The following is a 22209-nucleotide window of genomic DNA, read 5'->3' on the forward strand; positions in this document are numbered from 1 at the left end:
AACAACTCCTCGCCCGCGCCGTGGCGAACTGGGCGTTCCGCACCTACCGCCGCAAACCCCTCATCATCCCCGTCATCATCGACGCCTGAGCCACAGCCCGGCAGCACGGTCGCCGTTCCGGTGGCGGCCCGAGCAGCCGGGATACTCCGCCGGGCTCGACGAGGCGGATCGCCTCGCCGTGGGCGGCCGGCAGGTCCGCGAGGGAGTCGGTGTTGCGGACGACGGCCCTGTCGCCGCGCTCCAGGGCCGCCTGCGCGAACCAGCGGCCGAAGCCGCGGGAGGAACCGGTGACATGGCGGCGGTGCACCCCGCTCAGATGTTGCACCAGATCGGACAGCCTCCACTCGGGGCAGGTCGGCACCTGCACGTCGTGGCTGGGCACGAAGGCGACCGCTGCCCGGAACGCGACCGTCTGTGTGTCGATCAGCCGCAGCAGGACGGGGAACGAATGTCCTTGCCACGCGGATGCCTACCGTCACCCCGGACAACCGCAGTCGATTTTCACAGCGGTACAGGGGCACGCAAGGCGCGCAACACCGGCCGCGTACCCTCGGACCTCGGACAAGGCAGTGCCCTCATCCCGGAATTCCAGTTCGGCGGCGCCACCGACCCGAACCAACCGCATCTGGGCCATTCCCCCAGGCGAGTCCGCCGGCTACGCCCCGCCCGCAAAGCGCGCACGGGCATGCGCACGTCGCGGGCCACTGCACGGGACGCGCGAGTGGATAGCGCGAGTACCGGTGAAGGCGGTTAAATCGCGGGACTCGTCGACTCAGCCGCCGCTCTTGCGCCTGAACGACCGCTGGCTCGCAGCCGGGCCGTGCGCCGAACGCACCTTCGACGCATCGGACTTGGCGGCAATATCAGCGGCGTCCGCCTGCGCACCGCGCTTGCGCGCCAGGGCTTCGCGGAACTTGCGCTTGAGGTCGTAGTTGCCGTCGCTGTCCGGCTCCAGAGGGGACGTCTCGGGGGCAGCCGGCTCCGAACCTTCCGTAGATAGGGGCTCTGCGGTCATGGTGACCTCCTGGGTTCGGGGGTGGGCAAGCACAGCTTGTCATGCTGGGCGCAGTGCGAGGCGCCGGCAACGTCATCCTGCTCCGTTTCGGCGGGTATCTCTCTCGCGGCCAAAGGCGTTGACTTCGTAGGTGAGGCGCACAGCACGGCTTCGGGCCGGGCCGAGGGTTGTCGATCCCGTGGCCCGGCTGCCAGGGCAACGGCTCTCAGCCGTTGCGACGCACGAGGGCGGCCCTGCGGGCCTCGGCCAGCTTGCGGGCCTCGCCGGCCTTTCGGGACTTGCCGCCGGCGCCGCGGGAGGTGTCCTTGCTGGTGCCGAGGCCGCGGAAGGGAGCGTTGGTGTTCTTGGGTCGGGGGACGGCGGGCCCGCCGTCCAGCGGGATCCCGGAGGGAGTCTTGGCGCCGGTGATCCGGCTCAGCTCCGCCTCGCCCGAGCGCACCTTGGTGACGGTCGGCTCGATGCCGACCCCGGCCATCATGCGGCTCGTCTCGCGGCGCTGGCCCGACAGCACGAGCGTGACCACGCTGCCGGACTCACCGGCGCGGGCGGTGCGGCCCGCCCGGTGCACATAGTCCTTGGCGTCGGTGGGCGGATCGACGTTGACCACGAGATCGAGGTCGTCGACGTGCAGGCCACGGGCCGCGACATTGGTCGCCACTAGAACGGTGATCTGGCTGTTCTTGAACTGCGCCAGGGTCCGTGTGCGCTGTGGCTGGGACTTGCCGCTGTGCAGGGCCCCGGCCTGCACCCCGCTGGCCCGCAGATGCCGGGTGAGCTGGTCGACGGCGTGCTTGGTGTCGAGGAACAGCAGTACGCGGCCGTCGCGGGCGGCGATTTCCGTGGTGACGGCGTAGCGGTCAGGGCCGTGGACGACCAGAACGTGGTGCTCCATCGTCGTGACCGTGCCCGCGGCCGGGTCGACCGAGTGGACGACGGGGTCGTGGAGGTAGTGGCGGACCAGTTGATCGACGTCGCGATCGAGAGTGGCCGAGAAGAGCATCCGCTGACCGTCGGGGTGCACCTGGTCGAGCACGTCGGCAACCTGCGGCAGGAATCCCAAGTCGCACATCTGGTCGGCCTCGTCCAGCACGGTGATTCTCACCCGCCCCAGGCGGCAGGCGTTGCGCTCGATCAGGTCCTGCAGGCGTCCGGGGGTGGCGACGACCACCTCGGCTCCCTGGCGCAGCGCGGTGACCTGCCGGCCGATCGACGTTCCGCCGACGACCGTGGCGATCCGCAGCCGCAGTGCCTCGGCGTACGGCGCCAGCGCCTGGGTGACCTGCTGGGCCAGCTCCCGGGTGGGCACAAGGACCAGAGCGAGGGGCTGCTTCGGTTCGGCGCGCCGCCCGGCTGTACGTGTCAGCATCGGCAGGCCGAAGGCGAGCGTCTTGCCTGATCCGGTGCGCCCGCGTCCCAGGATGTCGCGCCCCTCCAGGGCATCGGGCAGTGTGGCGGCCTGGATCGGAAAGGGTTCGCGCACCCCGAGTTCGCTCAGTGTCCGCAGCACCTTCGTCGGCAGTTCCAGACCGGCGAAGGTGACGGCCGGGAGCAGCGCCGGGGTCGTTGCCCCGGGCTGGGCGGGACTGCCGTGGGCGATGCCGGAGTCATTGGGATGCTTCATAAACAGCCTTCCGCAAGGGAACGTACCGAGGAAGGCCCGGCAGGTTTGAACAGCCCACGCACACGCCGAACGGAACAGGCAGCATCGCCCACCGCGACGACCACGCAAACGCGTAAGACTAACACATGGAACGGTGCGGGCGTGCGGCGATCCCGTACCTGCAGAACCGACAGGCGTTCAGCGGGTTCCCGGCCCCGTCGTGGCGGATGCTGGACGGTGACGGTTCTTCGTGACCCTGCCGGGGTTCGAGCACTGCACGTCAACTGCGACTACCTGCGCATGGAGGAGAATCGGCTGACGTTACTGAGCGTCGGCAGGTGAAGTAGGAAGGGGGGCCGGCTTGCAGGGGCCGGTCCCCTCTCGTCGGTATGTGAGCCGGTCAGGGGCTGCCACTGGTCTTTGAGCGAAGGGTTGAGCCTTATGCGCCACACCAGCGCCCCACCGATCAGACCTCGACTCGCCGCGTACGTCCGCCCCGACGGCCTGCACACCGCCTTCGACTTCGACTTCCTCATGGCCGGCTGGGACGCCAAGGACCTGCGTGCGGCCATCGACGACTCCCTCGCCATGCTCTCCTCCGTGGGCGCAACCGCCACCTGGGTGCTGTCCAACCACGACGTCATGGGCCACACCAGCCGCTACGCCCGCCCGAACGTCAAACGCTGGATACCCAACGCCCCCTACCTCCCCGACGGCCCCGCCGACCCGGAACTGGGCACCCACCGCGCCCGCGCGGCAGCCCTCCTCATGCTCGCCCTGCCCGGCGGCGCATACATCTACCAGGGCGATGAACTCGGCCTCCCAGAAATCGAAGACCTGCCCGAGGCCGTACGCCAGGGCCCCGTCCGGGAACGCTCCGCCCACACCAACCCCGGCCGCGACGGCTGCCGCGTCCCCATCCCTGGTCCGGCGACGCGCTCCCGTTCGGCTTCAGCCCCGCCGACACATCCGCCGCACCCTGGCTGCCGCAACCCCCGGACTGGGGTAGCCGCAGCGTCGAAGCACAGACCGGCGACGAGACGTCGATGCTGGAGCCGTACCGCACCGCCCTGAAACTCCGACGCGACCACCCCGCCCTCGGCGACGGCACCATGACCTGGCTCGACGCCCCCGCCGGCGTCCTCGCCTTCCACCGCGAACCCGGCTTCACCTGCGTGGTCAACCTGTCAGATGAGGCGTACCAGCTGCCTGAACACACCGCGACCTTGCTGGCCAGCGGCCCGATCACGGACGGACTCCTGGAACCGGACCACGCGGTTTGGCTCAACGTCTAACGATCGCCCCCAGGGACAACTGCCCCTCTCAATCCGCCAGGGCCTCTCCAGTGTCACTCCCCGCTGACCGGAGAGGCCCTGGCCCATTGGACAACGGACAGTTGCAAACCCTGTCCATAACTTGGGCTCACCCGCCCACCCCGGCAGCAGCGCAGGGTCGGACACAGGGGCGGCGAGCATCAGTTCCGGCAGTGTCCACGTCACAGCCCACGCCTTCCACCCAGCCCGCCCGTCGGCAAACCGAGTGCGCGTACGCACCCGACTACCGGCCCGACCACGGCAGGTCAGCGCACTACAACACCTCGCCGGGGGCTGTGCTGAGCTCCTGGCGCACGTCCGGGCAGCGCAGCCGGACACCGGGCTGCCCGGATCCCGTGTCGTACGGTCTGATGTCGCGGTCGCCCACTGTCCGCAACCGATCTCAGCGAACCCGGCGGTGCCGCCGGTACGGCCGAAAGATCTGAACCAGTACCAAGGATCAGGCCGCGACGAGCTCCTGCTCGCGGTCCGGCGTTCTGACCTCGTGCTTCTTGTTCGGCAGCGAGAGCCGGAAGACCTTGCGCCACGCGGAGAACACCTGCTTGGGCAGCGGTCCGGTGACGTACTCCAGCTCGTACTTCTCGAACAGCGCGCGCACCTTCACCGCGACCTCGGCGTACCGGTTGCTCGGCAGGTCCGGGAACAGGTGGTGCTCGATCTGGTGCGACAGGTTGCCGGTCATGAAGTGCATGGCCCTGCTGCCGCTGATGTTCGCCGAGCCCATCATCTGGCGCAGGTACCACTGGCCGCGTGTCTCGCCCTCGATCGACCGGCGCTCGAAGACCTGCACGCCCTCGGGGAAGTGCCCGCACATGATCACCGAGTGGGACCAGATGTTGCGGACCAGGTTCGCGGTGAACGTGGCGGCGAGCGTGGGGAGGAACGACGGGCCCGACAGCAGCGGGTGGATCACGTAGTCCTTGAGCACCTGCTTGCGGATCTTGCGGCCCACGGCCTTGGCCCGCGCGCGGAACTCCGGGTTCTTGCGGCGGCGCTTGTTCAGGTTCTTGCCGAGCTCCAGGTCGTACGCTGCGATGCCGTACTCGAAGAAGCAGGCGTTGATGAGGTTCCACAGCGGCTGGCCGAGGTGGAACGGGTGCCACTTCTGGTCCTCGTCGACGCGCATGATGCCGTAGCCGAGGTCGTTGTCCTTGCCGATCACGTTGGTGTACGTGTGGTGCAGCTCGTTGTGCGAGTGCTTCCACTGGTCGGCCGGCGAGACGTGATCCCACTCCCAGGTGGTGGAGTGGATCTTCGGGTCTCGCATCCAGTCCCACTGGCCGTGCAGGACGTTGTGGCCGATCTCCATGTTGTCCATGATCTTCGCCACGGACAGACCGGCGGTGCCGAGCAGCCACGCGGGCGGGAAGATCGAGAACAGCAGCACGCCCCTGCTGACCAGCTCGAGCTTGCGCTGCGCCGAGATGACCTTACGGATGTAGGCGGCGTCTTTCTCCCCGCGGCCGGCGATCACCTCGTCGCGGATCGCGTCCAGCTCGCGGCCGAGGTCCTCGATCTGCTCCGCGGTCAGGTGGTCGGTGGGGTCGATGGCGGTCAAGGTGCTCCTACCGTTCGATGTCGCAGGGGCCCGCCGCGGCGGACACGCAGGTCTGGATGAGGACGCCCGGCTCGGCCTCGGTGATCTCGCCGGTGCGCAGGTCGCGGACGGCACCCGCCTTGAGCGGCGTGATGCAGCCGAAGCAGATGCCCATGCGGCACCCGGAGGGCATGAGCACGCCGGCCTCCTCGCCGATGTCCAGCAACGGCGTGGCGCCGTCCGCGTCGACGGTCTTGCCGGTGGCGCTGAACGTGACCTCGCCTCCGTCGCCGGCGACGACGATGCCGGGGCGGAAGCGTTCGGTGTGCAGGCGCTGTTGTACGCCGTGCTCGCTCCAGTGCTTTTCGGCGGCGTCGAGCAGGCCCGCGGGCCCGCAAGCCCAGGTCTCGCGCTCGGCCCAGTCGGGCACGAGTTCGTCGAGACGGGCGATGTCGAGCATGCCGTCTGTGGCGGTGTGCACCTCGGTGAGCCGCAGCTTCCCGGCCGCGACCAGGTCGTGCAGCTCGCTGCGGAAGATCACGTCTTGCGGCTGGGGTGCGCAGTGGACCATGACGACGTCGTCGAACTCGGTGTCGCGCAGCATGCCCATCACGGGCGTGATGCCGCTGCCGGCCGTCAGGTAGAGCACTTTGGCGGGCTTGGCCTGCGGCAGCACGAAGTCACCGGTCGGCTGGTCGAGCTGGATCAGCGTGCCCGGTTTCGCCCTGCGGACCAGGTGGTTGCTGACCTTGCCGTCCGGGATCGCCTTCACGGTGATCGTGACGCGGCCGTCCTGGCGGTTTGTCGGCGAGGTGATGGAGTAGGCACGCCACAGTCGCACCCCGTCGACGTCGACCCCGATCCGCACGTACTGACCGGCTGTGTGGCCGCGCCAGCCCCGTCCCGGTCTGATCACGATGGTCGCGGCGTCACCCGTCTCGGGGTACACGGCCTCGATGCGCCCACGCAGGTCAGCGCCCGCACGCAGTGGGCTGACCAGGTCGAGGTAGTCCGACGGCAGCAGCGGCGTCGTGACCATCTCCAGCAGTTTCCACGCCCTGCTGCGGAGGGCTGCACTCGTCATGACTCCAGCTTGCTGCGCCTCAAGGCGTAAAGTCCTGACCGCAGGACGTAAATCTGGTCGGCTGAATTGTTCGCAGGGAACAAAGACGTGAGCCATGCAATCCGGAGGGCCAGCGAACTGGCCCTGGATGAGACGACGGTCACCGCACTGAGGGCCGCGCTGAAGACCACCGCCGACGAGGTCGTCCAGGCGATCATCGACGAGGTCCCCTCCTACGCCAACGCCCTGTCGGGCCACATGGGCGCCACCATCCGCCGAGCCGTCCGCACCGCCCTGGGGCACTACCTGGACCTCGCGAGCGGGAACGCCACGGGCGGCGACGCCGGTGACGCAGCCTACGAGCTGGGCCGCGGCGAGGTGCGCGACGGCCGTTCGATGGACGCCCTGCTCAGCGCCTACCGCGTCGGCGCCCGCGTGGCCTGGCGATGCCTGGCAGCGGGTGCCGTACCCGCAGGTCTGCCCGCTGCCGAGGTGGCCAAGTTCGCCGAGCTGACCTTCGCCTACATCGACGAGCTCTCCGCCGCGAGCGCCGCGGGCCACGCCGACGAACTGGCCGCCCGGGGCAGGGCCCACGAGCGCCACCTGGAACACCTGGCCCGCGATCTCCTCGCCGGCGCGAGCCCGGACGTGTTGCTGGCCTCTGCTCAACGGGCCGGGTGGCAGCCTCCGGTTTCGGTGACCGCGGTCCTGCTGCCCGCCGCCCAGGCCCGGCCTGCCTACCGCGCGCTCGACCCGGGCACCCTCGTCCTCGACGATCTGCCGGACGCCACCGGTGTGCTGCTCGTCCCCGATGCCGACCGATCACATCTCTTGCGGCAGCTGACCGACCGCACCGCCGTGGTCGGCCCGGCCCGGCCATGGACTCGTGCGTCCGCCTCGTACGCACGAGCCGTACGCGCGCGCTCCCTCTCCTCTGATATTCGCGACACCGAGGACCACCTGCCCGAGCTGGTGCTGAGCGCCGACGTGGACGCGTTGGCAGACCTGCGTGCCCGAGCCCTCGCACCGTTGCACACCTTGCCTGTCGCGACCGCACGGCGGCTGGAGGAGACGTTGCGGGCGTGGCTGCTGCACCAGGGCAGGCGGGACGAGGTGGCGGCAGCGCTGTTCGTCCATCCCCAGACAGTCCGGTACCGGATGTCGCAGCTGCGGGAGCTGTTTCCGGATCTCGCATCGCCACACCGGGTCCTTGAACTGACGCTGGCGGTCGGTCTTCGGGTCAGCTGACGCCTACTTCGACCGCCCACGACCGCCTCCGCCAGCGGTCACCCTCAGTCACGACGGCCGAGTGTCCCGGGGCCGATCACGGCCACCGGTCGGGTTGCGTGGTCGGTAGGCAGGGTGATCGGCGTTTCCTGAGGCCGGGCTCTTCCTTGCCCGCGGCATCGACGTGGCGGGGCCGGCTGATCACCGGGCTGGCGCGAGGCCTGGACAGCGCTTGAGGCCTGGACAGCGCCATTCGGCCTCAGCCTGGGCCGCGAGTCGAAATCCGGCAGCGCAAGGCGGCAAGCCCTCGACGCAGGGCGCCCCGGGCCCAGGCGGTGACTGGAACCGCGATGTCACCGGTCCTCGGCCGGCGAAGTGAGGGGGAGTCGGGTTCCGGCCGTGTCGCCTCCCGTCCTGGAGACGGAGGGGATGCGCTTGCTCAGGGTGATGAAGAAGAGCACGAGACCCACGGTCAGCAGGATGTGCCCGAGCCCGGACGCTCCCGAGATGGCCTCACCGCTGGAATGTCCGAGCACCGTCAGGGTCCCGTGCAGGGTCATCATGGCGACGGTCAGCGCCAGGCCGGCGTTGTAGGTCCAGAAGAACCAAGCGAAAAGCCTGATGGAGGTGAGGGTGAACAGTTTCTCCAGCGCCAGGACGATAAGGAAGAACATCATTCCGAGGGCCAGAACGTGGGTGTGCACAACGGCGAGTTGGGTGTCACCGGTGAAGTTCTTCGCTTTGGTGATTTCGCGGTAGTACAGGCCACCGACCAGCCCGACGATCATGTAGATGTGGGCTGTGTTGAGAATCTTCCTCATGCGTGCTTGCCCCCCCGTTCAAGTCGATCGGTGAGGCCCAAGCCTTGCAGACGGCTCGCCCGGTCATCAACGATGAATCCGGCAATGATCCATGCCTCCCTGGTCCGGCCACGGGTAGAGCCCGCGGCTCCGCGGCGACTGCGACACGCCCCACCTGGCCGGTGCACCCTGGTCTGGCGCACCAAGGGGTTGCCGGACCGGGCTGAAACAGGGTTCGCACACGGCCACTTGGCGACCTTGTGTGCGGGGCGTTACAGCCAGCCGCGTTCCTTCGCGCGCAGGGCCGCCTGGAAGCGACTGCTCGCGCCCAGGCGGCTCATCAGGTCGGCCACATGCGTGCGGTACTTGCGAAGAGACATGTTCATGGCGCGAGCGGCTGTCTCGTCCTTGCTGTGCTCCGCGAGCGCACGCAGGACCCGTGCCTCCGTCGCGGTGAGCTCGAGTCCGTCGAGGTCCGCAGCGCGCGACCACAGTCCGTCGAACAGTTCCACCAGCACGGCCACGATGCCCGGTTGACGGATCATCAGTGTGGGAGCCTCGACACTCGGTTTGCCTGGTACAACACGAACGAAGGCGACCCGGCGGTCGATGATCAGCAGCGGTAGGTACGGCTCGGCGGACACTCGGTGCAGGTCGCCCAGGCTGTGCATCTGCCGTGCGTAGGCCAGCTGTTCGGGCAGGTCGAGGGCCGCGGTGCCGATGATTGTCCGGCTGACCAGCCCGTCGGCCAACTGCCGGCGGTAACGGCGCGCGTACTCGTCGGAGTAGGTCACGCTGCGCGGCAGCGGCTTGGCGTGCATCGTCTCGGAGCGGTCGAGCATCGCACTGACACGACGATTGACCTCCAGGCCGTCGGGGAGGCGTTCGACAAGTTCGACGGCCCGACCACGCCGCGCTTCCTCGGCGAGGTCACGCACGACGTCGAAAGCCGCATCCATGCGCGCCAGTTCGCGGGAAGCCTGCTCCATCCTCCGGCGGACCAGCACGTCGACAGCTGCGGCCGGCGGCAGTGGTAGCAGCAGTTCGTCGACCAGGCCCAGGGCCCGCAGCTCGTCGAGGACCATGCGCACGCCAATGCCCAGTTCCGTCTCGGCCACTGTGGGATCGGCGCGCGGCGTCCGCAACAGATAGCGATAGAGATTTTCTTGTTCAGGCGTCAGACCCAGGTTCTGCAGGCTCATCGGCACCCCCGTCCCGTGCAGTTTCCTGCACTGAGTCTTGCACTTTATCCGGGTGCTGAAGTGCCCGGATGATCACCAGGCTGGTGAGCACACCCACACACGAGTCGAGAGGAGACCACCACCGTGGGCTACATCCGCAGCTTCCTCCCGTGGATTGCCGTCGCAGCGCTCACCGGTACGGTCGATCTGCGCTGGGCCGTGCTCACCGGCCTTGTCCTGGCCGCAGGTCTGGTCGTGGTCCAGCTTCGTTCCGGCCGCGGCTGGGACGCCCTGGTGATCGAGTGCAGCGCCGTGGTGTTCTTCACCGCCTACGCCGTCGCCGCGTTCGCGGCGCCGGACTCCGCCGCCCTGGCTCACTACGGACCGCCGCTGTCCTCGCTGTGGCTCGCGGCGACCGCCTGGGGCTCACTCGCCCTCGGCCGTCCTTTCACGCTCGGCATCGCCCGCACCCAGGTCCCCGGGCACCTGTGGCACAGCCCGCTGTTCCTGCGCATCAACCGCCACATCACCATCGTGTGGGCGAGCGCGTTCACCCTCTCCGGTATCGGCGGGGTGCTGCTGCGTCACTACGCTCCGGACGCGGGCACGGCCCGCACGCTCCTGACGGTCGCCACATTCGTCCTCCCCGTCATGTTCACGGTCCGCTACCCCGACATCGCCCGCGCCCGGCTCGCGGCCGTGCGGGAGGGGGCCTCCCGGTGACAGCCCCCGCCTTTCAGCTGGTCGCCAATCACGGCTCCGTCGCGGCCGAGCCGCTGCCCCGGGACCGGACGTGACGTGCGGGGCCTGGACCCCCCGCTGCGCCGACCGCGACGGTGGCGTGCAGTCGTATGGGCAAGGTAGTCACAGCACCGGAGCCAAGGACCGCGTCACGCGTGGTCCTGGACACACATCATGTGGTGAGCCGGCACCACGGGATCACCGGGTAGCGGATCGACCCCGCGGACCCGTACGGCCACGATATCCGTGGGGATGTGTGCCCGGCCCCGCACCTTCGTCAAGCGCCGGCGGTAGGGCTCGGGGACGTCCTTGGCTGGGAGTTCAACCATGGCGGGACCGACCCATCGGTCGTAGTTTGGTGGGCCTACGCCCACCGGACACTGCCCGGCATCGGCCACGACGTACAGCAGGAAGTACCTGAGGCCTTCGCCCAAGCCGTCGTCGACGCGGACAGGCTCTGCCGTCCCGGACCGCCGGACTGCGGCTCCGTCGGCTCGGCATCCGTCCAACCGGCGTATCCGTCCAACCGGCGTACGCCACTGTGCACTTCGCGTGGGGTACCGGTCCGCTCCGCCGGATTCACGGCCAGCGCCCGCGCGTCGCGGCCCCGATACGATGCCCCCTCGGCGTCCCCCTCAGTGACCCGCAGGCGCCTCCGCCCGCCGCTTGCGCGCGCGGTACGCGGCCGCCTTGAGCTTGTTCCCGCAGGACTCCATGCCGCACCACTGTCGGCGCGTGCCACGTGACCGGTCGATGAAGACCCGGGTGCACTCGGGATTTGCGCACTCCTTCATCAGCGGCACATCCGGGCCGCTCAGAAGCTCGACAGCATGGCGGGCCACGGTGGACAACGCTTCCTCCGGCGTCGCCTCCGTCCACCTCCCCGTTGCGGTGAGCTGCGGCGCCACCGGAGGCTTCCGGGCCGCGCCGTTCACCACCGCGAGCGCCTTCCTGTCGAACGGCTCGCCGGCCAGCCGAGCCGACACCAGCGCGTAGACGGCCTCGCGAACCGTCACCGCCTGCTCGACGCCGGACTCGCGGCTAGGAGTGACGGCGTCCACGATCCCGGACTCGAGGTACCAGGCGTCCAGCCGCTCCGGCGACACGAACATCTCGAACCGCACCGACCGGCGGGCTCGAAGCGTCGCAGCGAAGTCAAGTGCGGGATTTCCGCACGTAAAGGCGTGCTCCAGATTCGCGTCACCATATTGACAGGTGACGCTCACTGCCGAACGACCAAGCCGGAGCGGGGGCAGAACGCTTGACACCTACAAGACGACCGGTCACATTGATAGGGAGGAGTGAGGAGTCGCAGATGCCGAGGCCGAGCGTACGCGAGCAGTTGGTCGATGCCGCCGCGGAATGCTTCCACGAGCGCGGGTTCAACGGCATCGGGGTCCAGGAGATCACCCGTGCCGCGGGCGTGCCGAAGGGGTCCTTCTACAACCACTTCCCGAGCAAGGAAGCGCTCGCGGTCGAGATCATGCGCCGCTATGCGGTGACCCGTCGGCTGGACATGCTCGAGGATCAGACGCTCGCTCCGGCTCCGCGCCTGCGCGCGCACTTCGGTTACCTGGCCGACGACCTGGAGCGGTTCCAGTTCAGTCGGGGCTGCCTCTTCGGCAATTTCGGTGCCGAACTCTCCACACAGAGTGCGGATGTTCGCAGTCAGGTGGAATCCGGGCTGGACCGCTGGACCGCCCTGGTGACGTCTGCGCTGGAGGAGGCCCGCAGCGCCGGGACACTCAACAGCACTCTGGATCCGGAGACGCTGGCCGGCTTTCTCGTGAACGCCTGGGAAGGTGCCGCGCTCCGGGCCAAGGTGACCCGGAGCAGAGAGCCGCTGGACGACTTCCTCGCCCTGTTCGACTCACTCGTGGCCTGAGTTCCCGGACTTCCGCTGCCGGCCGCCGTGGACCACTGTCGCGCCGGTCAGGAGAACGAAGACGGCGCTTGCGGCGGCCATCAGGGCCCATGCGAGGGCCTCACGGCCGGGTACTACCGCCGCGTACGCCCAGCGGACGAGGAAGTTCGCGGTGGCGGCCACCGGGAAGCTGAAGATCCACAGACCGGTGTGGAAGGACCGCCGGCTCATCGTCGGAAGCAGGAAGGCGATCACGGCGAGAGTGAAGAACAGGATTCCGGAGAACCCGTAGCCGACCCCGTCCAGGCGGCCCCGGTGGGCGGCGAGCCAGGCGATGCCGCCGGTGGCCGGCGGGATGATCAGGACGGTGAGGGTGGGCCGGGCCGGCGCCGGAAGCGGGCTGCCGGTGATCAGACTGCCGAGGATGACCGCACCGAGGGCCAGCCAGTACAGGACGCCTACGGCGAAAGCCGCCGCCGCGACCTCGGGGAGGTGCAGCGTCGACGCGGTGGCACTCGCGATGAACGGTGCGGAGGTGACCGGCAGCAGGTAGCCGGGGTGCAGCGCGGTCTCACTCAGGGCACCGGTGAGCCAGTGGGCGAGCAGATGAGCGGCGACCAGTGCGGACGCCACCAGGAACACGGCGTAGGCCCAGCGGGCGCCTTCCTGGCCGAAGCGCGAGAAGTGACCGCTGATCAGCATGCCGATGATGGGAACGTAGGCGAGGGCGAACCCTTGGCCCGGATGGCGCAGATCCTCACGCAGATTGCGCCATCGCGCTCCGCCGTGCCGGACGTAGGCGCCCAGGAGCACGACCCAGACCAGCCCGGCGGCCGTGAACAGGACATCGCTGATCTGGATGGGGGCGGACACGAGATTCGCCGCCGCCTGCCAGGCTCCCCCCAGGCCCGCGGTGCCCAGTGAGATCGCCAGGAGACTGACACTCGCGCTCCGCGGCGCGTGGGAAACAGGGTCGTGGCGCGGGGCGGATGCAGGTGAGGCGACGGCGCCGGACGTGTCCGGCAGGTATCGAGCCGGCTCCGAGCGGAGATCCGTGCCGTTCTTGGCAGACATGAGCTGTGTCCCAGGGTTCGAGGCGGCCCACGCCGCGGGCGTAGCGGCGACGTGATCCCTGGCACGCGCGGCGGGGTACGGCCGGGTGCTTCAGGTGCGGAATGCCGCGGCTCATCCGCGGACATCCTTCAATATGACCAGTCGTCTTAGCCTTGTCAAGGCGAGTGGATCCGGGATTGCGCCGCCTAAGACGGTCGGTCATATTGAGAGAGACGACCGGTCGCATTGAAAGTCGCGCCGCAACGGAGGAGCAGCTCATGACCACGTACCGAGCCTTCGAAGTCACCGGAAACCGGACCTTCCGTCTGGTCGATCGGGAGTTGGCCGACCCCGCGCCGAACCAGGTGCGGCTGCGCGTCGAGTACTGCGGGGTCTGTCACTCCGACGTGCTCGCCGCCGAGGGCCGGCGCGCTCATCCCGAGCAGCCGCTGGTCCCGGGCCACGAGATCGTCGGCGTCATCGACGCGGTGGGCCCGGGAGTCACCGCCTGGCACGTCGGCGAGCGCGTCGGGGTCGGCTTCCTGGCCGGTCACTGCGGCGAGTGCGATCCCTGCCGCCGTGGCGACTTCGTCAACTGCCGCAACCAGCAGCAGACGGGCACCACCACGGACGGCGGCTACGCCGAGGTCGCCTACGCCCGTACCAGCGGCCTGGTCCGTATTCCGAAGGAGCTCCCGCCGGCCGAGGCCGCCCCGCTGCTGTGCGCCGGCCTCACCACCTTCACCGCGTTGCAGCAGATCGGCTCCCGCCCTGGCGCCCTCGTCGCCGTGCAGGGCATCGGCGGACTCGGGCACCTTGCCGTCCAGTACGCACGCAGCCTCGGCTACCGGGTGGCCGCCGTCGCCCGCGGCACCGAGAAGGAGTCTCTCGCCCGGCAACTGGGCACCCACCACTACATCGACAGCAACGGGCAGGACATCGCCGACGCCCTCCAGGACCTCGGCGGTGCCGCCGCAGTCATCGCCACCGCCTCCAGCGGCTCGTCCATGAGCCCCCTCGTGGCGGGACTCGCCCCACGCGGCAAGCTCATGGTCGTCGGCGCGGCCCCCGACCCCATCCAGGCACAGACCGCAGAGCTGATTTTCGGCACCCGCACCATCCAGGGCCACCTCACCGGGACCCCGATCGAGAACGAGGACAACCTCGCCTTCAGCGCCGCAAACGGCATCAAGCCCCTGATCGAGACCTTCCCGCTCTCCGAGGCCCCCAAGGCGTACGAGCACATGCTCTCCGGTCGGGCCCGCTTCCGCGCGGTCCTGGACGCCGCCGCCTGACGCCAAGCACACATTGACAAGCCCCCGGTGGAGACCTTGGAGACCTTGCGACCGAAGCGACCGTCTCCTCCGGGGCTTCGGCTCGAGTACCGGAGTGCACCGCGACTTCCCATGGCGCAGGTCCGATGGTGGCCCGGGCTCGAAGGCGTCGGACCGCGTGGATCCGCAGCGCGCGACGACAGAACCTTTCCGCAAGGAACTCGCTGCGCAAAAGGACGAGTTGGGGTTGCCGCCAACCATGCGCGACATCCCTCCGGACTCGACATGGAGGCCGGGACTCCGGGGACCACCAGCGACGGTGGGCGACCTGGCCGAGGCAGGCGCCCTGACACTGCGCGCCGGTCGGCAGCCGCCGGAGACGGTGACACGACGCGCGGCCGGTGTGCCGCTCCTCACCATCACCGACCTGATGCACGACGGCACTCCCGGCGGACTGCTGTCGACCGCCTGGGAATGGTTCCGGCACCGCGGACGGCCGGAGAGCGTTGTCCAGGCGCCGTCGCAGCCGTGCCGATCGTCGATGCGCGCCCAGATTCCGACCGCCTTGACCCCGTTTGTTCACCAAAAAGCCATCGAACGTATGCGCGTACGGCACCCATCACGGAAGAAACGGCTGCATGGTCGGATATCGGACATCCGCAACCGAGTACAGAAAGTCAGTCGACATGGGCGAGATTCTTGTAGCCGTGGCCACGAAGATCGGTCTCGCGCTGGCCGAGGCGATCGTCCTTCGTGTCGCGTGGCAGCTGTGGGCCGCTTACTCCCGCCACCTGCGCGCCACCGTCATACCGGCCACCGCCTGATACATATGCGCTCATGCGCCCTCGCGCACGCACCCTCGCGCACGCGGTCTGCTTTTGTCGATGTATCGATGTATCGATACCACGATGACTCGATGTCGCGACGCGCGACGTTTAAGGTGCCCACCCCCCAGGGGCACCCGGCGGCCCCACACACGCGGCACGCACGGGCGCTCCGCGTCCGCGTGCCCGGCGCGGCGCCGGCGACGCCGCGCGCCGTCAGATGACAGCGGCCTCCGGCCTCAGCTACCGGTCCCCGCCACGCCACGGCCCTGGCCGTAGCGCTCGGTCGCCGATCCGGCGCCTTCTCCCCGCTTCTTACCGCTGCGCAGCAGCCAGGTGGCTCCGCCGACCGCCAGTGCGATCGGCCACTCCAGAGCCCCCGCCACGGCCATCGCGCCGAGCCCTCCGTAGAACAAGACGTCCTTGCCGGACGGCACGCCCGGCACCCGCGACGTCGCCGCCCTCGCCGTACTCGTCACGTCGTCCCTGGTGATGTAGGGAAGCTTCAGCGACGGGTGCAGCGTGAGCGTATGGAGGTGCACGCCGACACCTTCATGCGCATGGGTTTCCATGTGCTGCTTCTGGGACGTCTCCTGCTGGGGAGCGGTCCCCACTGCCTTGGCCATCCCACTGCCTTCCTCTCCGAGAGATATCTGTTTATTCCATTTTCACCCCCTTGGGGGAGTGTGAGAGCTCTTGCCGGATTGAAACCTACGATGTGTGGCTACTCGTGCCACGGGGAGTCAACCACCGTGGCCCGGGAGCAGGTGATACGTGGTGGCACTGCCGGGAGGCGCGCTGCTGCGGGCCGTTGTGTCCTCGGCCTACGCCGTACTCGGAAGCGGCAGGCGAGAGCGCGTACGGCACTTCGACGGACGCGCACACGTGGCCGTACGCGGGCTGCGGGAAGGTGACCTGCCTCGAGCCAAGGCGAAGAAGCTCGCCGAGGAGGTCGAGCGGCGGATCGCCGAGGTGCCGGGGGTGGCCTGGGCGGTGGCCAACACGGTGCTCGGGCATGTCATCGTCGCCACCGAGGGCGGCTCCGAGGTCGAGGACATCGTCGAGGCCCTCACCGAGGCGGTCGAGACGATCGAAGAGGCTCACCACATCGACCTCACCCTGCCCGACCACCCCTGCTCCGGCGAGAGGGCACGGCGCGCGGGTTCCGCCGTGGGGCTGCACCTCGCGGCCGCGCCGCTGGCCGCCGCGGCGGGCCTGGTGCGACGCGCTCCCCTACCGGCCTCGGTCGCGGCCCTCGTCCCGCTCGTCGACAGCAACCCGCGGCTGCGGTCCCTGGTGGACCGGGCGGTCGGCAGCAACAACGCCGGACTGCTCATGGCCGCGCTCACGGCACTGGGCCAAGCGGGCTCCGGCGGGCTCCTCGGCGTCGCCGTGGACACCGTCCGGCACGGTCTGCGGGTGATGGAGGCGAACGCGGAGTGCGACGCCTGGACCGCGGCCGAGCCGCGCCTCACCGGCAGCGCGGAGGCCGGAGCCCATCTCGGGCAGCCCCCGCTCCCCCGCGAGACCCCGCTGAGGCACGGTCCCGTCGAGCGCTACGCCGACCGGGCGCCCCTCGTGGGAGCGGCGTCCTTCGCCGGATCACTCCTCGTCACCCGGCGCCCCGGCAAGGCGGCCGGCGGCGCGCTGGCGGCCATCCCCAAGGCGCCGCTGCTGGCCCGTGAAGGCTTTGCCTGCGCCCTGGGCCGGGGCCTGGCACTCAAGGGGATCCTCGTGGCCGACCCGCGAGCCCTGCGCCGGCTGGACCGGATCGGCACGTTGCTCCTCGACACGGATGTCCTGGCCGCGGGGTCCGACGTCCTGGCCGATCTGGTGACCCTTGACGACGACGCGCCCGGCGGTGAACTCGCCGCGAGGGCCCACCGGCTCTTCGACGGCTCCGCGCCCGAGCGGCTGTCCCGGGAGGGCGAGTGGACGCTCGGGCCCCTCGACGAACTGGCGCTGGACGGACCCACGGCGGCGCGGGCCCGGGAACGGCTGGAACGCGACGGCGCGCGGCTCGTGCTCGGCCTGGCCCACGGACGCCGGCTGCGCGCCCTGGTCAGCCTGGTGCCGCAGATGCACGACTCCGCCGGGGCCTTCGTGCCCGCCGCCCACGCCGCCGGACTGACCGTCGTGGCCACCGGCGGATACACCCGCGACCCGGTGGTACGGGAGGCCGACGCGGTGCGCAGCCCGGGCGAGAAGGTGCTCGACGCGGTACGGGACCTCCAGCGCGACGGCAGCGGCGTGCTGCTGGTCTCCGCCGATCCGTCCGCGTTGCGGGCCGCCGACGTGGGGGTGGGCGTCGCCGGCCCCGGGAGCTGCCCGCCCTGGGGCGCGCACGTGCGTGTGGACGGCGATCCGGCGGCGGCCGTCGTCCTTGTACGGGCCTGCCGCGGCGCACGCGACAGCGCGCAGCGCGGGGTGCGGCTCGCGCAGGCGTCGGCGGCGGTCGGAGCGACGGCGTCGGTGGCCGGGCAGTCGCGGCGGGCGGCGGCACACAGCACGACGGCGTTCAACGCGGCGGCCGCCCTGGGAACGGCCGTCGGTGTCTGGTCGGCGGTGCGGCTGCTGCGGCGGCCCCTGCCCCTGACCGCCGAGTCCCGGCACCCCTGGCACGCCATGGACCCGGCCACCGTGCTCGCGAGGACCGGGAGCAGGGACGAGGGCCTGACCGCGGAAGAGGTACGGCGGCGGGGCACCGCTCCCGACGAGGAGAGCGGGGCGGTGTCGCTCGGCCGGGCCTACCTGACCGAGATGGCCAACCCGCTCACGCCCGTGCTGGGCGCCGGCGCGGCCATGTCCGCGTCCGTGGGCGCCGTCCTCGACGCCGTCGTCATCGTGGCCGTCACCGCGCTGTCCGGGCTCTTCGGCGGCTTCCAGCGCCACCGGACCGACCGGGCGGTGGCCCGGCTGCGGCGCGAGTCGGCCGTCATGGCGAAGGTGCTGCGGAGCGGCACGGACGCCACCGTCCCCGCGCAGAACCTGGCCGTGGGCGATGTGGTGCACCTGAACGCCGGTGACGTCGTGCCCGCCGACGCTCGGCTGCTGGAGGCGCACCACCTGGAGACCGACGAGTCGGCGCTGACCGGCGAGTCGCTTCCGGTGGCCAAGGATGTGGCGCCGGTACTGGCCTCGGACCTCGCGGACCGTACGTCGATGGTCTACGAAGGCACCACGGTCGCGGCCGGCCGCTGCCGCGCGGTCGTGGTCGCGACCGGCAAGGCGACCGAGGCGAGCCGTGCAGCGGCGATCGGCCGGGGCGCCGCCCCCGCCGTCGGGGTGGAGCGCAGACTGGCCCGGATCACCCGCGGCACGCTGCCGGTGGCACTTGGTTCGGCCGCGGCGGTGATGGCGGCCGGCACGCTGCGGGGACGCCCGGCCCGGGACACCGTCGGCGCCGGGGTGGGGCTCGCCGTGGCGAGCGTTCCCGAAGGGCTGCCGTTCCTGGTGTCCGCCGCCCAACTCGCCGCAGCCAGAAGGCTTTCCGCGAGAGGTGCCCTGGTCAGGGACCCCCGCACCATCGAGGCGGCCGGCCGCACCGACGTGCTGTGCTTCGACAAGACCGGGACCCTCACACACGGGCGTATCTCCCTCGTGGCCGTCGCGGCGGACGGCGACAGCCGGCCCCTCGATGCGCTCGGCGAGGAGCAGCGCTCCGTGCTCGCCGCCGCGCTGCGGGCGACACCGCGCCCGCACGGCCCGAACGGGCTCGAACACGCCACCGACGGTGCGGTCACCTCGGGGGCGGAGGAGGCGGGGGTGCAGCGGACGACGGGTGCGCCGGGCTGGCAGCGCCTGTCCGGCCTGCCCTTCGAACCGAGCCGCGGCTTCCACGCCACCCTGTGCCGGTCCGAAGGCCGCCGGATCCTGTCGGTGAAGGGAGCCCCGGAGGAGGTGGTCGGGCGCTGTGCCACCCGCGGCGGCCGGCCGCTGGAAGCCGAGGGCCGCGCGGAGATCCTCGCCGCCGGGGAGAGGCTGGCGGCCGAGGGCCACCGCGTGCTGGCGGTCGCCGAACTCCGGGATGCCCCCGAGGGGGAACTCACCGACGAGGCCGTGCGGGATCTGGACTTCGCCGGGTTCCTGGCGTTCGCCGACCGTGTGCGCAAGACCGCCGCGGCCGCGGTGCGTCAACTCGCCGACGCGGGCGTGCACATCGTGATGATCACCGGTGACCACCCGGGCACCGCCGGCTCGACGGCCGCCGAACTGGGCGTCCTGGACGGCAGACGTGTGGTGACGGGTGCCGAACTCGACGAACTCGACGACCCCGCGCTCGACGCGCTGCTGCCCGACGTCGGCGTCGTCGCACGGGGCACCCCGGTGCACAAGGTGCGCGTAGTGCAGGCGTTCCAGCGTCTCGGCCGCACGGTCGCGATGACCGGCGACGGCGCCAACGACGCGCCCGCCATCCGGCTCGCGGACATCGGAATCGCGTTCGGGACCCGGGCCACGCCGGCCGCACGGGCGGCGGCCGACCTGGTGGTCACCGACGACCGGCTGGAGACGGTGCTCGCCACCCTGGTGGAGGGACGCGCCATGTGGGCCTCGGTACGCCAGGCCCTGGCGATCCTGGTCGGCGGCAATCTCGGGGAGATCGCCTTCACCGTGCTCGGGGCGGCCGCGACCGGCATCTCGCCCCTGACGGCCCGCCAGCTGCTGTTGGTCAACCTGTTCACGGACCTCGCACCGGCCATGGCCGTGGCCCTGCGCCCGCCGCCTCCCGAAGCCGCCGAACGCATGCTCCACGAGGGTCCCGAGGTCTCGCTCGGTTCGGCGCTGACCGAGGAAACCGTGTACCGCGCCGTGGCCACCACGCTCGGAGCGACGGCCGGGTGGCTGGCCGCGCGGTTCACCGGGCGCGGCACCCGCGCCCGTACCGTCGCCCTGATCGCGCTGGTGTGCTCCCAGCTCGGCCAGACGCTTCTGGCCGGGGGCCGGAGCAGGTCGATCGTGGTCTCCTCCGTGGGCTCCCTGGTGGCGCTGGCGGCCGTCGTCCAGACCCCGGGGCTCAGCCAGTTCTTCGGCTGCACGCCTCTCGGCCCGGCCGCCTGGGCCATCGCCCTGTCCGCGGCGGCCGCGGCGACGGCGGTCTCACCGTTCCTGCCGCCTGTGGTCCACCGTCTCCGCGCCTCCGTACCGCGACCGCAGCCGCGTCCGGCCACCGTCCCCGCCTAGCCACCGATCGACCGCGTCCCGCCCCCTCACCGGGGATGGGATACCGCCACGCCGGGCGGAGACCGCCACGCCGGGCGGAGACCGCCACCGGGACGGAGACCGCCACGCCGGGCGGAGACCGCCACCGGGACGGAGACCGCCACGCCGGGCGGAGACCGCCACCGGAGCGGAGACCGCCAAGCCGGGCGGAGACCGCCACGCCAGGCGTCCCGTGCGTCACGGCTGCTCCGGGGCCGCCCCGCGCAGGGCCGCGATGCAGGTGCCGATGGCCGTCCGGAGCTGCTCCAGACGCTGGAGCATGTCGTCGTCGTAGAGGTCGTCGAGGTCGTCCGTGTCGTCCAGGGTGAGTTCCTCGAAGACCTTCGTGGCCCGCTGGAGGCTGCCGTAGAACTTCGTACGGCGTTCCTCGCGGCGCAGTTCCGGGTCGGCCTCGACGGCTTGGACCACGAGTTCTTTCACCGTGTCGTACGCCTCGGCGGCCCACTGCCCGGCCTGTTCGCCGTCGTCCAGCTCATCGATGAGGGACAGATGGCGCTCGGCCTGAGCACGGAGTTCGGCGGGCGCGTCGATCGTCTGCCCGGCCGGCGTTTTGACCTGCCCGTTCTCCGCGATCTGCCGTACATAGCCGATACGGTCCGCGGCCCGGTTCTCGGTGGCCACCGCCTTCTTCAGCGCGTCCGTGCGGGCGACGTCACGGGCCAGCTCGGTCTGGAGAACCGGGTCCTCCTTGAGCCGGTCGAACAGCGCGGCCCTGGCGGTCCGCGCGGTCGCGGGATCGGCGAGGATGGCGGCCCGCAGCGCGGTGGGGTTCTCGGCGACCTCCAGCGCCTTGGTGGGCCGGATGCCCTCGGCCTCGGCCGCCGCGGCGATCGCGGTCCCCCGCTCGGAGGACGCGCTGGAGCGCGCGGTGTAGTACGAGAGCCATACGTCGGAGTCCGGCAGTTCGATGTCCTGGCCCGGGACCAGGATCTCGAAGTGCGGGACCAGACCGTCGTCGGCGGCCTTGTCCCAGGCCTTGTAGTAGCGCATGATCCGCTCCGCGGAACACCCCGCCAGCTCGGCGAACCTCTTGGCGGAGATCTTGGGCGTCTCACCCGCCGGCTGTCCGCCGGGCCGCACGCTGCGCGCCACCTTCAGCGCGAACGTCCAGCCGCCGGTCCGGGCGTACACACCGAACTCGCGGGCGTCGCGGGCCACAGCCTCGGCCACCTCGGGCTCCCCCGGCACCGGGGCCGCCTCCTCGGCCGCCGCGGGCTCCACCCAGAACCCGTCGCCGTCGGGGGCCGGCGCAGCCGCGGGCGCGTCGTCGGCCGGTGTGCGGGGCGCGGGCCGGTCGTCGGGCGAACCGGCCGTGTCGGACGGGGGGATCGCTACGGTCACAGGGGCTCCCGGGCACTCGCGGACTGCAAAACCGAAGAGAGCAGCCTATATGACCCCGTTGCCCCGCCTTTGCGTCCCGCTCCCCGTTGTCCGCGCTCCTTACCCCGCGCGCGGCCCCCGGGCCCAGCGCCGCGA

Annotated in this window: 19 protein-coding genes and 1 pseudogene; 9 read left to right on the top strand and 11 right to left on the bottom strand. The window is 70.7% G+C overall.

Features of this window, described 5'->3' with window-relative positions:
* Window positions 1–43: 43 nt before the first annotated feature.
* From ABZ876_RS33760 to ABZ876_RS33770, 3 genes are all read right to left on the bottom strand, one after another.
* On the bottom strand, window positions 44–382 hold the full coding sequence (locus ABZ876_RS33760) for a hypothetical protein (protein WP_361788952.1): 339 nt from the start codon (window positions 380–382) through the stop codon (window positions 44–46).
* 390 nt (window positions 383–772) lie between these two features.
* Complete coding sequence (locus ABZ876_RS33765; RefSeq protein WP_361788954.1) at window positions 773–1015, bottom strand: DUF5302 domain-containing protein; 243 nt, start codon at window positions 1013–1015, stop codon at window positions 773–775.
* A gap of 205 nt (window positions 1016–1220) precedes the next feature.
* Window positions 1221–2636 carry a DEAD/DEAH box helicase gene (locus tag ABZ876_RS33770; RefSeq protein WP_361788956.1) on the bottom strand — a complete coding sequence of 472 codons (1416 nt, stop codon included), beginning with the start codon at window positions 2634–2636 and terminating at the stop codon, window positions 1221–1223.
* A gap of 420 nt (window positions 2637–3056) precedes the next feature.
* On the opposite strand from ABZ876_RS33770, the gene ABZ876_RS33775 reads away from it, so the two are divergent.
* A complete protein-coding gene (locus ABZ876_RS33775; protein ID WP_361788958.1) occupies window positions 3057–3689 on the top strand; it encodes an alpha-amylase family glycosyl hydrolase in 633 nt (210 codons plus the stop codon).
* A complete protein-coding gene (locus ABZ876_RS33780; RefSeq protein ID WP_361788960.1) occupies window positions 3662–3910 on the top strand; it encodes a DUF3459 domain-containing protein in 249 nt (82 codons plus the stop codon). Before ABZ876_RS33775 ends, ABZ876_RS33780 begins: the two co-directional genes overlap by 28 nt.
* A 478-nt stretch (window positions 3911–4388) precedes the next feature.
* On the opposite strand, the gene ABZ876_RS33785 is transcribed toward ABZ876_RS33780, so the two are convergent.
* Window positions 4389–5507, bottom strand: a complete 1119-nt coding sequence (locus ABZ876_RS33785) for an acyl-CoA desaturase (RefSeq protein WP_361788962.1) — start codon at window positions 5505–5507, stop codon at window positions 4389–4391.
* A 7-nt stretch (window positions 5508–5514) separates the two neighbouring features.
* Entirely contained in the window at window positions 5515–6525 is a 1011-nt protein-coding gene (locus ABZ876_RS33790) for a ferredoxin reductase (RefSeq protein ID WP_361789084.1), read from the bottom strand.
* 132 nt (window positions 6526–6657) lie between these two features.
* Between ABZ876_RS33790 and ABZ876_RS33795 the strand changes: the two genes are divergently transcribed.
* Complete coding sequence (locus ABZ876_RS33795; protein WP_361788964.1) at window positions 6658–7797, top strand: helix-turn-helix domain-containing protein; 1140 nt, start codon at window positions 6658–6660, stop codon at window positions 7795–7797.
* Between the two features lie 332 nt (window positions 7798–8129).
* Here ABZ876_RS33795 and ABZ876_RS33800 read toward each other — a convergent pair whose 3' ends face one another.
* On the bottom strand, window positions 8130–8597 hold the full coding sequence (locus tag ABZ876_RS33800; protein WP_361788966.1) for a DUF2871 domain-containing protein: 468 nt from the start codon (window positions 8595–8597) through the stop codon (window positions 8130–8132).
* A 251-nt stretch (window positions 8598–8848) separates the two neighbouring features.
* Window positions 8849–9778: a LuxR C-terminal-related transcriptional regulator gene (locus ABZ876_RS33805; RefSeq protein ID WP_361788968.1), complete on the bottom strand. Its 930-nt coding sequence runs from the start codon at window positions 9776–9778 to the stop codon at window positions 8849–8851.
* Between the two features lie 123 nt (window positions 9779–9901).
* Between ABZ876_RS33805 and ABZ876_RS33810 the strand changes: the two genes are divergently transcribed.
* Together ABZ876_RS33810 and ABZ876_RS33815 are read left to right on the top strand one after the other, a co-directional pair.
* A complete protein-coding gene (locus tag ABZ876_RS33810; protein WP_361788970.1) occupies window positions 9902–10480 on the top strand; it encodes a hypothetical protein in 579 nt (192 codons plus the stop codon).
* 383 nt (window positions 10481–10863) lie between these two features.
* Window positions 10864–10956, top strand: a pseudogene (locus tag ABZ876_RS33815) (alpha/beta hydrolase); the annotation flags it as partial.
* 177 nt (window positions 10957–11133) lie between these two features.
* On the opposite strand, the gene ABZ876_RS33820 reads toward ABZ876_RS33815, so the two are convergent.
* Window positions 11134–11724, bottom strand: coding sequence for a CGNR zinc finger domain-containing protein (locus ABZ876_RS33820; protein ID WP_361788971.1), 591 nt, complete (start codon window positions 11722–11724; stop codon window positions 11134–11136).
* An 89-nt stretch (window positions 11725–11813) separates the two neighbouring features.
* On the opposite strand from ABZ876_RS33820, the gene ABZ876_RS33825 reads away from it, so the two are divergent.
* Window positions 11814–12383: a TetR family transcriptional regulator C-terminal domain-containing protein gene (locus ABZ876_RS33825; protein ID WP_361788973.1), complete on the top strand. Its 570-nt coding sequence runs from the start codon at window positions 11814–11816 to the stop codon at window positions 12381–12383.
* Here ABZ876_RS33825 and ABZ876_RS33830 read toward each other — a convergent pair.
* Window positions 12369–13436: a hypothetical protein gene (locus ABZ876_RS33830; protein WP_361788975.1), complete on the bottom strand. Its 1068-nt coding sequence runs from the start codon at window positions 13434–13436 to the stop codon at window positions 12369–12371. The genes ABZ876_RS33825 and ABZ876_RS33830 overlap by 15 nt on opposite strands.
* A 257-nt stretch (window positions 13437–13693) precedes the next feature.
* Between ABZ876_RS33830 and ABZ876_RS33835 the strand changes: the two genes are divergently transcribed.
* Both ABZ876_RS33835 and ABZ876_RS33840 read left to right on the top strand, forming a co-directional pair.
* Window positions 13694–14710, top strand: a complete 1017-nt coding sequence (locus ABZ876_RS33835) for an alcohol dehydrogenase (protein ID WP_361788977.1) — start codon at window positions 13694–13696, stop codon at window positions 14708–14710.
* Between the two features lie 665 nt (window positions 14711–15375).
* Window positions 15376–15513: a hypothetical protein gene (locus ABZ876_RS33840; RefSeq protein WP_361788979.1), complete on the top strand. Its 138-nt coding sequence runs from the start codon at window positions 15376–15378 to the stop codon at window positions 15511–15513.
* 239 nt (window positions 15514–15752) lie between these two features.
* Here the strand turns inward: ABZ876_RS33840 and ABZ876_RS33845 are convergent, their stop codons facing one another.
* On the bottom strand, window positions 15753–16139 hold the full coding sequence (locus ABZ876_RS33845) for a hypothetical protein (RefSeq protein WP_361788981.1): 387 nt from the start codon (window positions 16137–16139) through the stop codon (window positions 15753–15755).
* 151 nt (window positions 16140–16290) lie between these two features.
* Here ABZ876_RS33845 and ABZ876_RS33850 point away from each other — a divergent pair, with 151 nt between their 5' ends.
* Window positions 16291–20694, top strand: a complete 4404-nt coding sequence (locus ABZ876_RS33850) for an HAD-IC family P-type ATPase (protein ID WP_361788982.1) — start codon at window positions 16291–16293, stop codon at window positions 20692–20694.
* 216 nt (window positions 20695–20910) lie between these two features.
* On the opposite strand, the gene ABZ876_RS33855 is transcribed toward ABZ876_RS33850, so the two are convergent.
* Complete coding sequence (locus tag ABZ876_RS33855) at window positions 20911–21954, bottom strand: hypothetical protein (protein WP_361789085.1); 1044 nt, start codon at window positions 21952–21954, stop codon at window positions 20911–20913.
* Window positions 21955–22209: the final 255 nt, after the last annotated feature.

Origin of the sequence: Streptomyces sp. NPDC046931, from assembly GCF_040644655.1 — a bacterium.
Classification (GTDB): Bacteria; Actinomycetota; Actinomycetes; order Streptomycetales; family Streptomycetaceae; genus Streptomyces.

Excerpts from the sequence above, each read along its gene's own strand:
- ABZ876_RS33765 (WP_361788954.1), bottom strand. The coding sequence starts at position 1,015 with ATGACCGCAGAGCCCCTATCTACGGAAGGTTCGGAGCCGGCTGCCCCC.
- ABZ876_RS33770 (WP_361788956.1), bottom strand. The coding sequence starts at position 2,636 with ATGAAGCATCCCAATGACTCCGGCATCGCCCACGGCAGTCCCGCCCAG.
- ABZ876_RS33775 (WP_361788958.1), top strand. The coding sequence starts at position 3,057 with ATGCGCCACACCAGCGCCCCACCGATCAGACCTCGACTCGCCGCGTAC.
- ABZ876_RS33780 (WP_361788960.1), top strand. The coding sequence starts at position 3,662 with ATGCTGGAGCCGTACCGCACCGCCCTGAAACTCCGACGCGACCACCCC.
- ABZ876_RS33790 (WP_361789084.1), bottom strand. The coding sequence starts at position 6,525 with ATGGTCACGACGCCGCTGCTGCCGTCGGACTACCTCGACCTGGTCAGC.
- ABZ876_RS33800 (WP_361788966.1), bottom strand. The coding sequence starts at position 8,597 with ATGAGGAAGATTCTCAACACAGCCCACATCTACATGATCGTCGGGCTG.
- ABZ876_RS33805 (WP_361788968.1), bottom strand. The coding sequence starts at position 9,778 with ATGAGCCTGCAGAACCTGGGTCTGACGCCTGAACAAGAAAATCTCTAT.
- ABZ876_RS33825 (WP_361788973.1), top strand. The coding sequence starts at position 11,814 with ATGCCGAGGCCGAGCGTACGCGAGCAGTTGGTCGATGCCGCCGCGGAA.
- ABZ876_RS33830 (WP_361788975.1), bottom strand. The coding sequence starts at position 13,436 with ATGTCTGCCAAGAACGGCACGGATCTCCGCTCGGAGCCGGCTCGATAC.
- ABZ876_RS33835 (WP_361788977.1), top strand. The coding sequence starts at position 13,694 with ATGACCACGTACCGAGCCTTCGAAGTCACCGGAAACCGGACCTTCCGT.
- ABZ876_RS33840 (WP_361788979.1), top strand. The coding sequence starts at position 15,376 with ATGGGCGAGATTCTTGTAGCCGTGGCCACGAAGATCGGTCTCGCGCTG.
- ABZ876_RS33845 (WP_361788981.1), bottom strand. The coding sequence starts at position 16,139 with ATGGCCAAGGCAGTGGGGACCGCTCCCCAGCAGGAGACGTCCCAGAAG.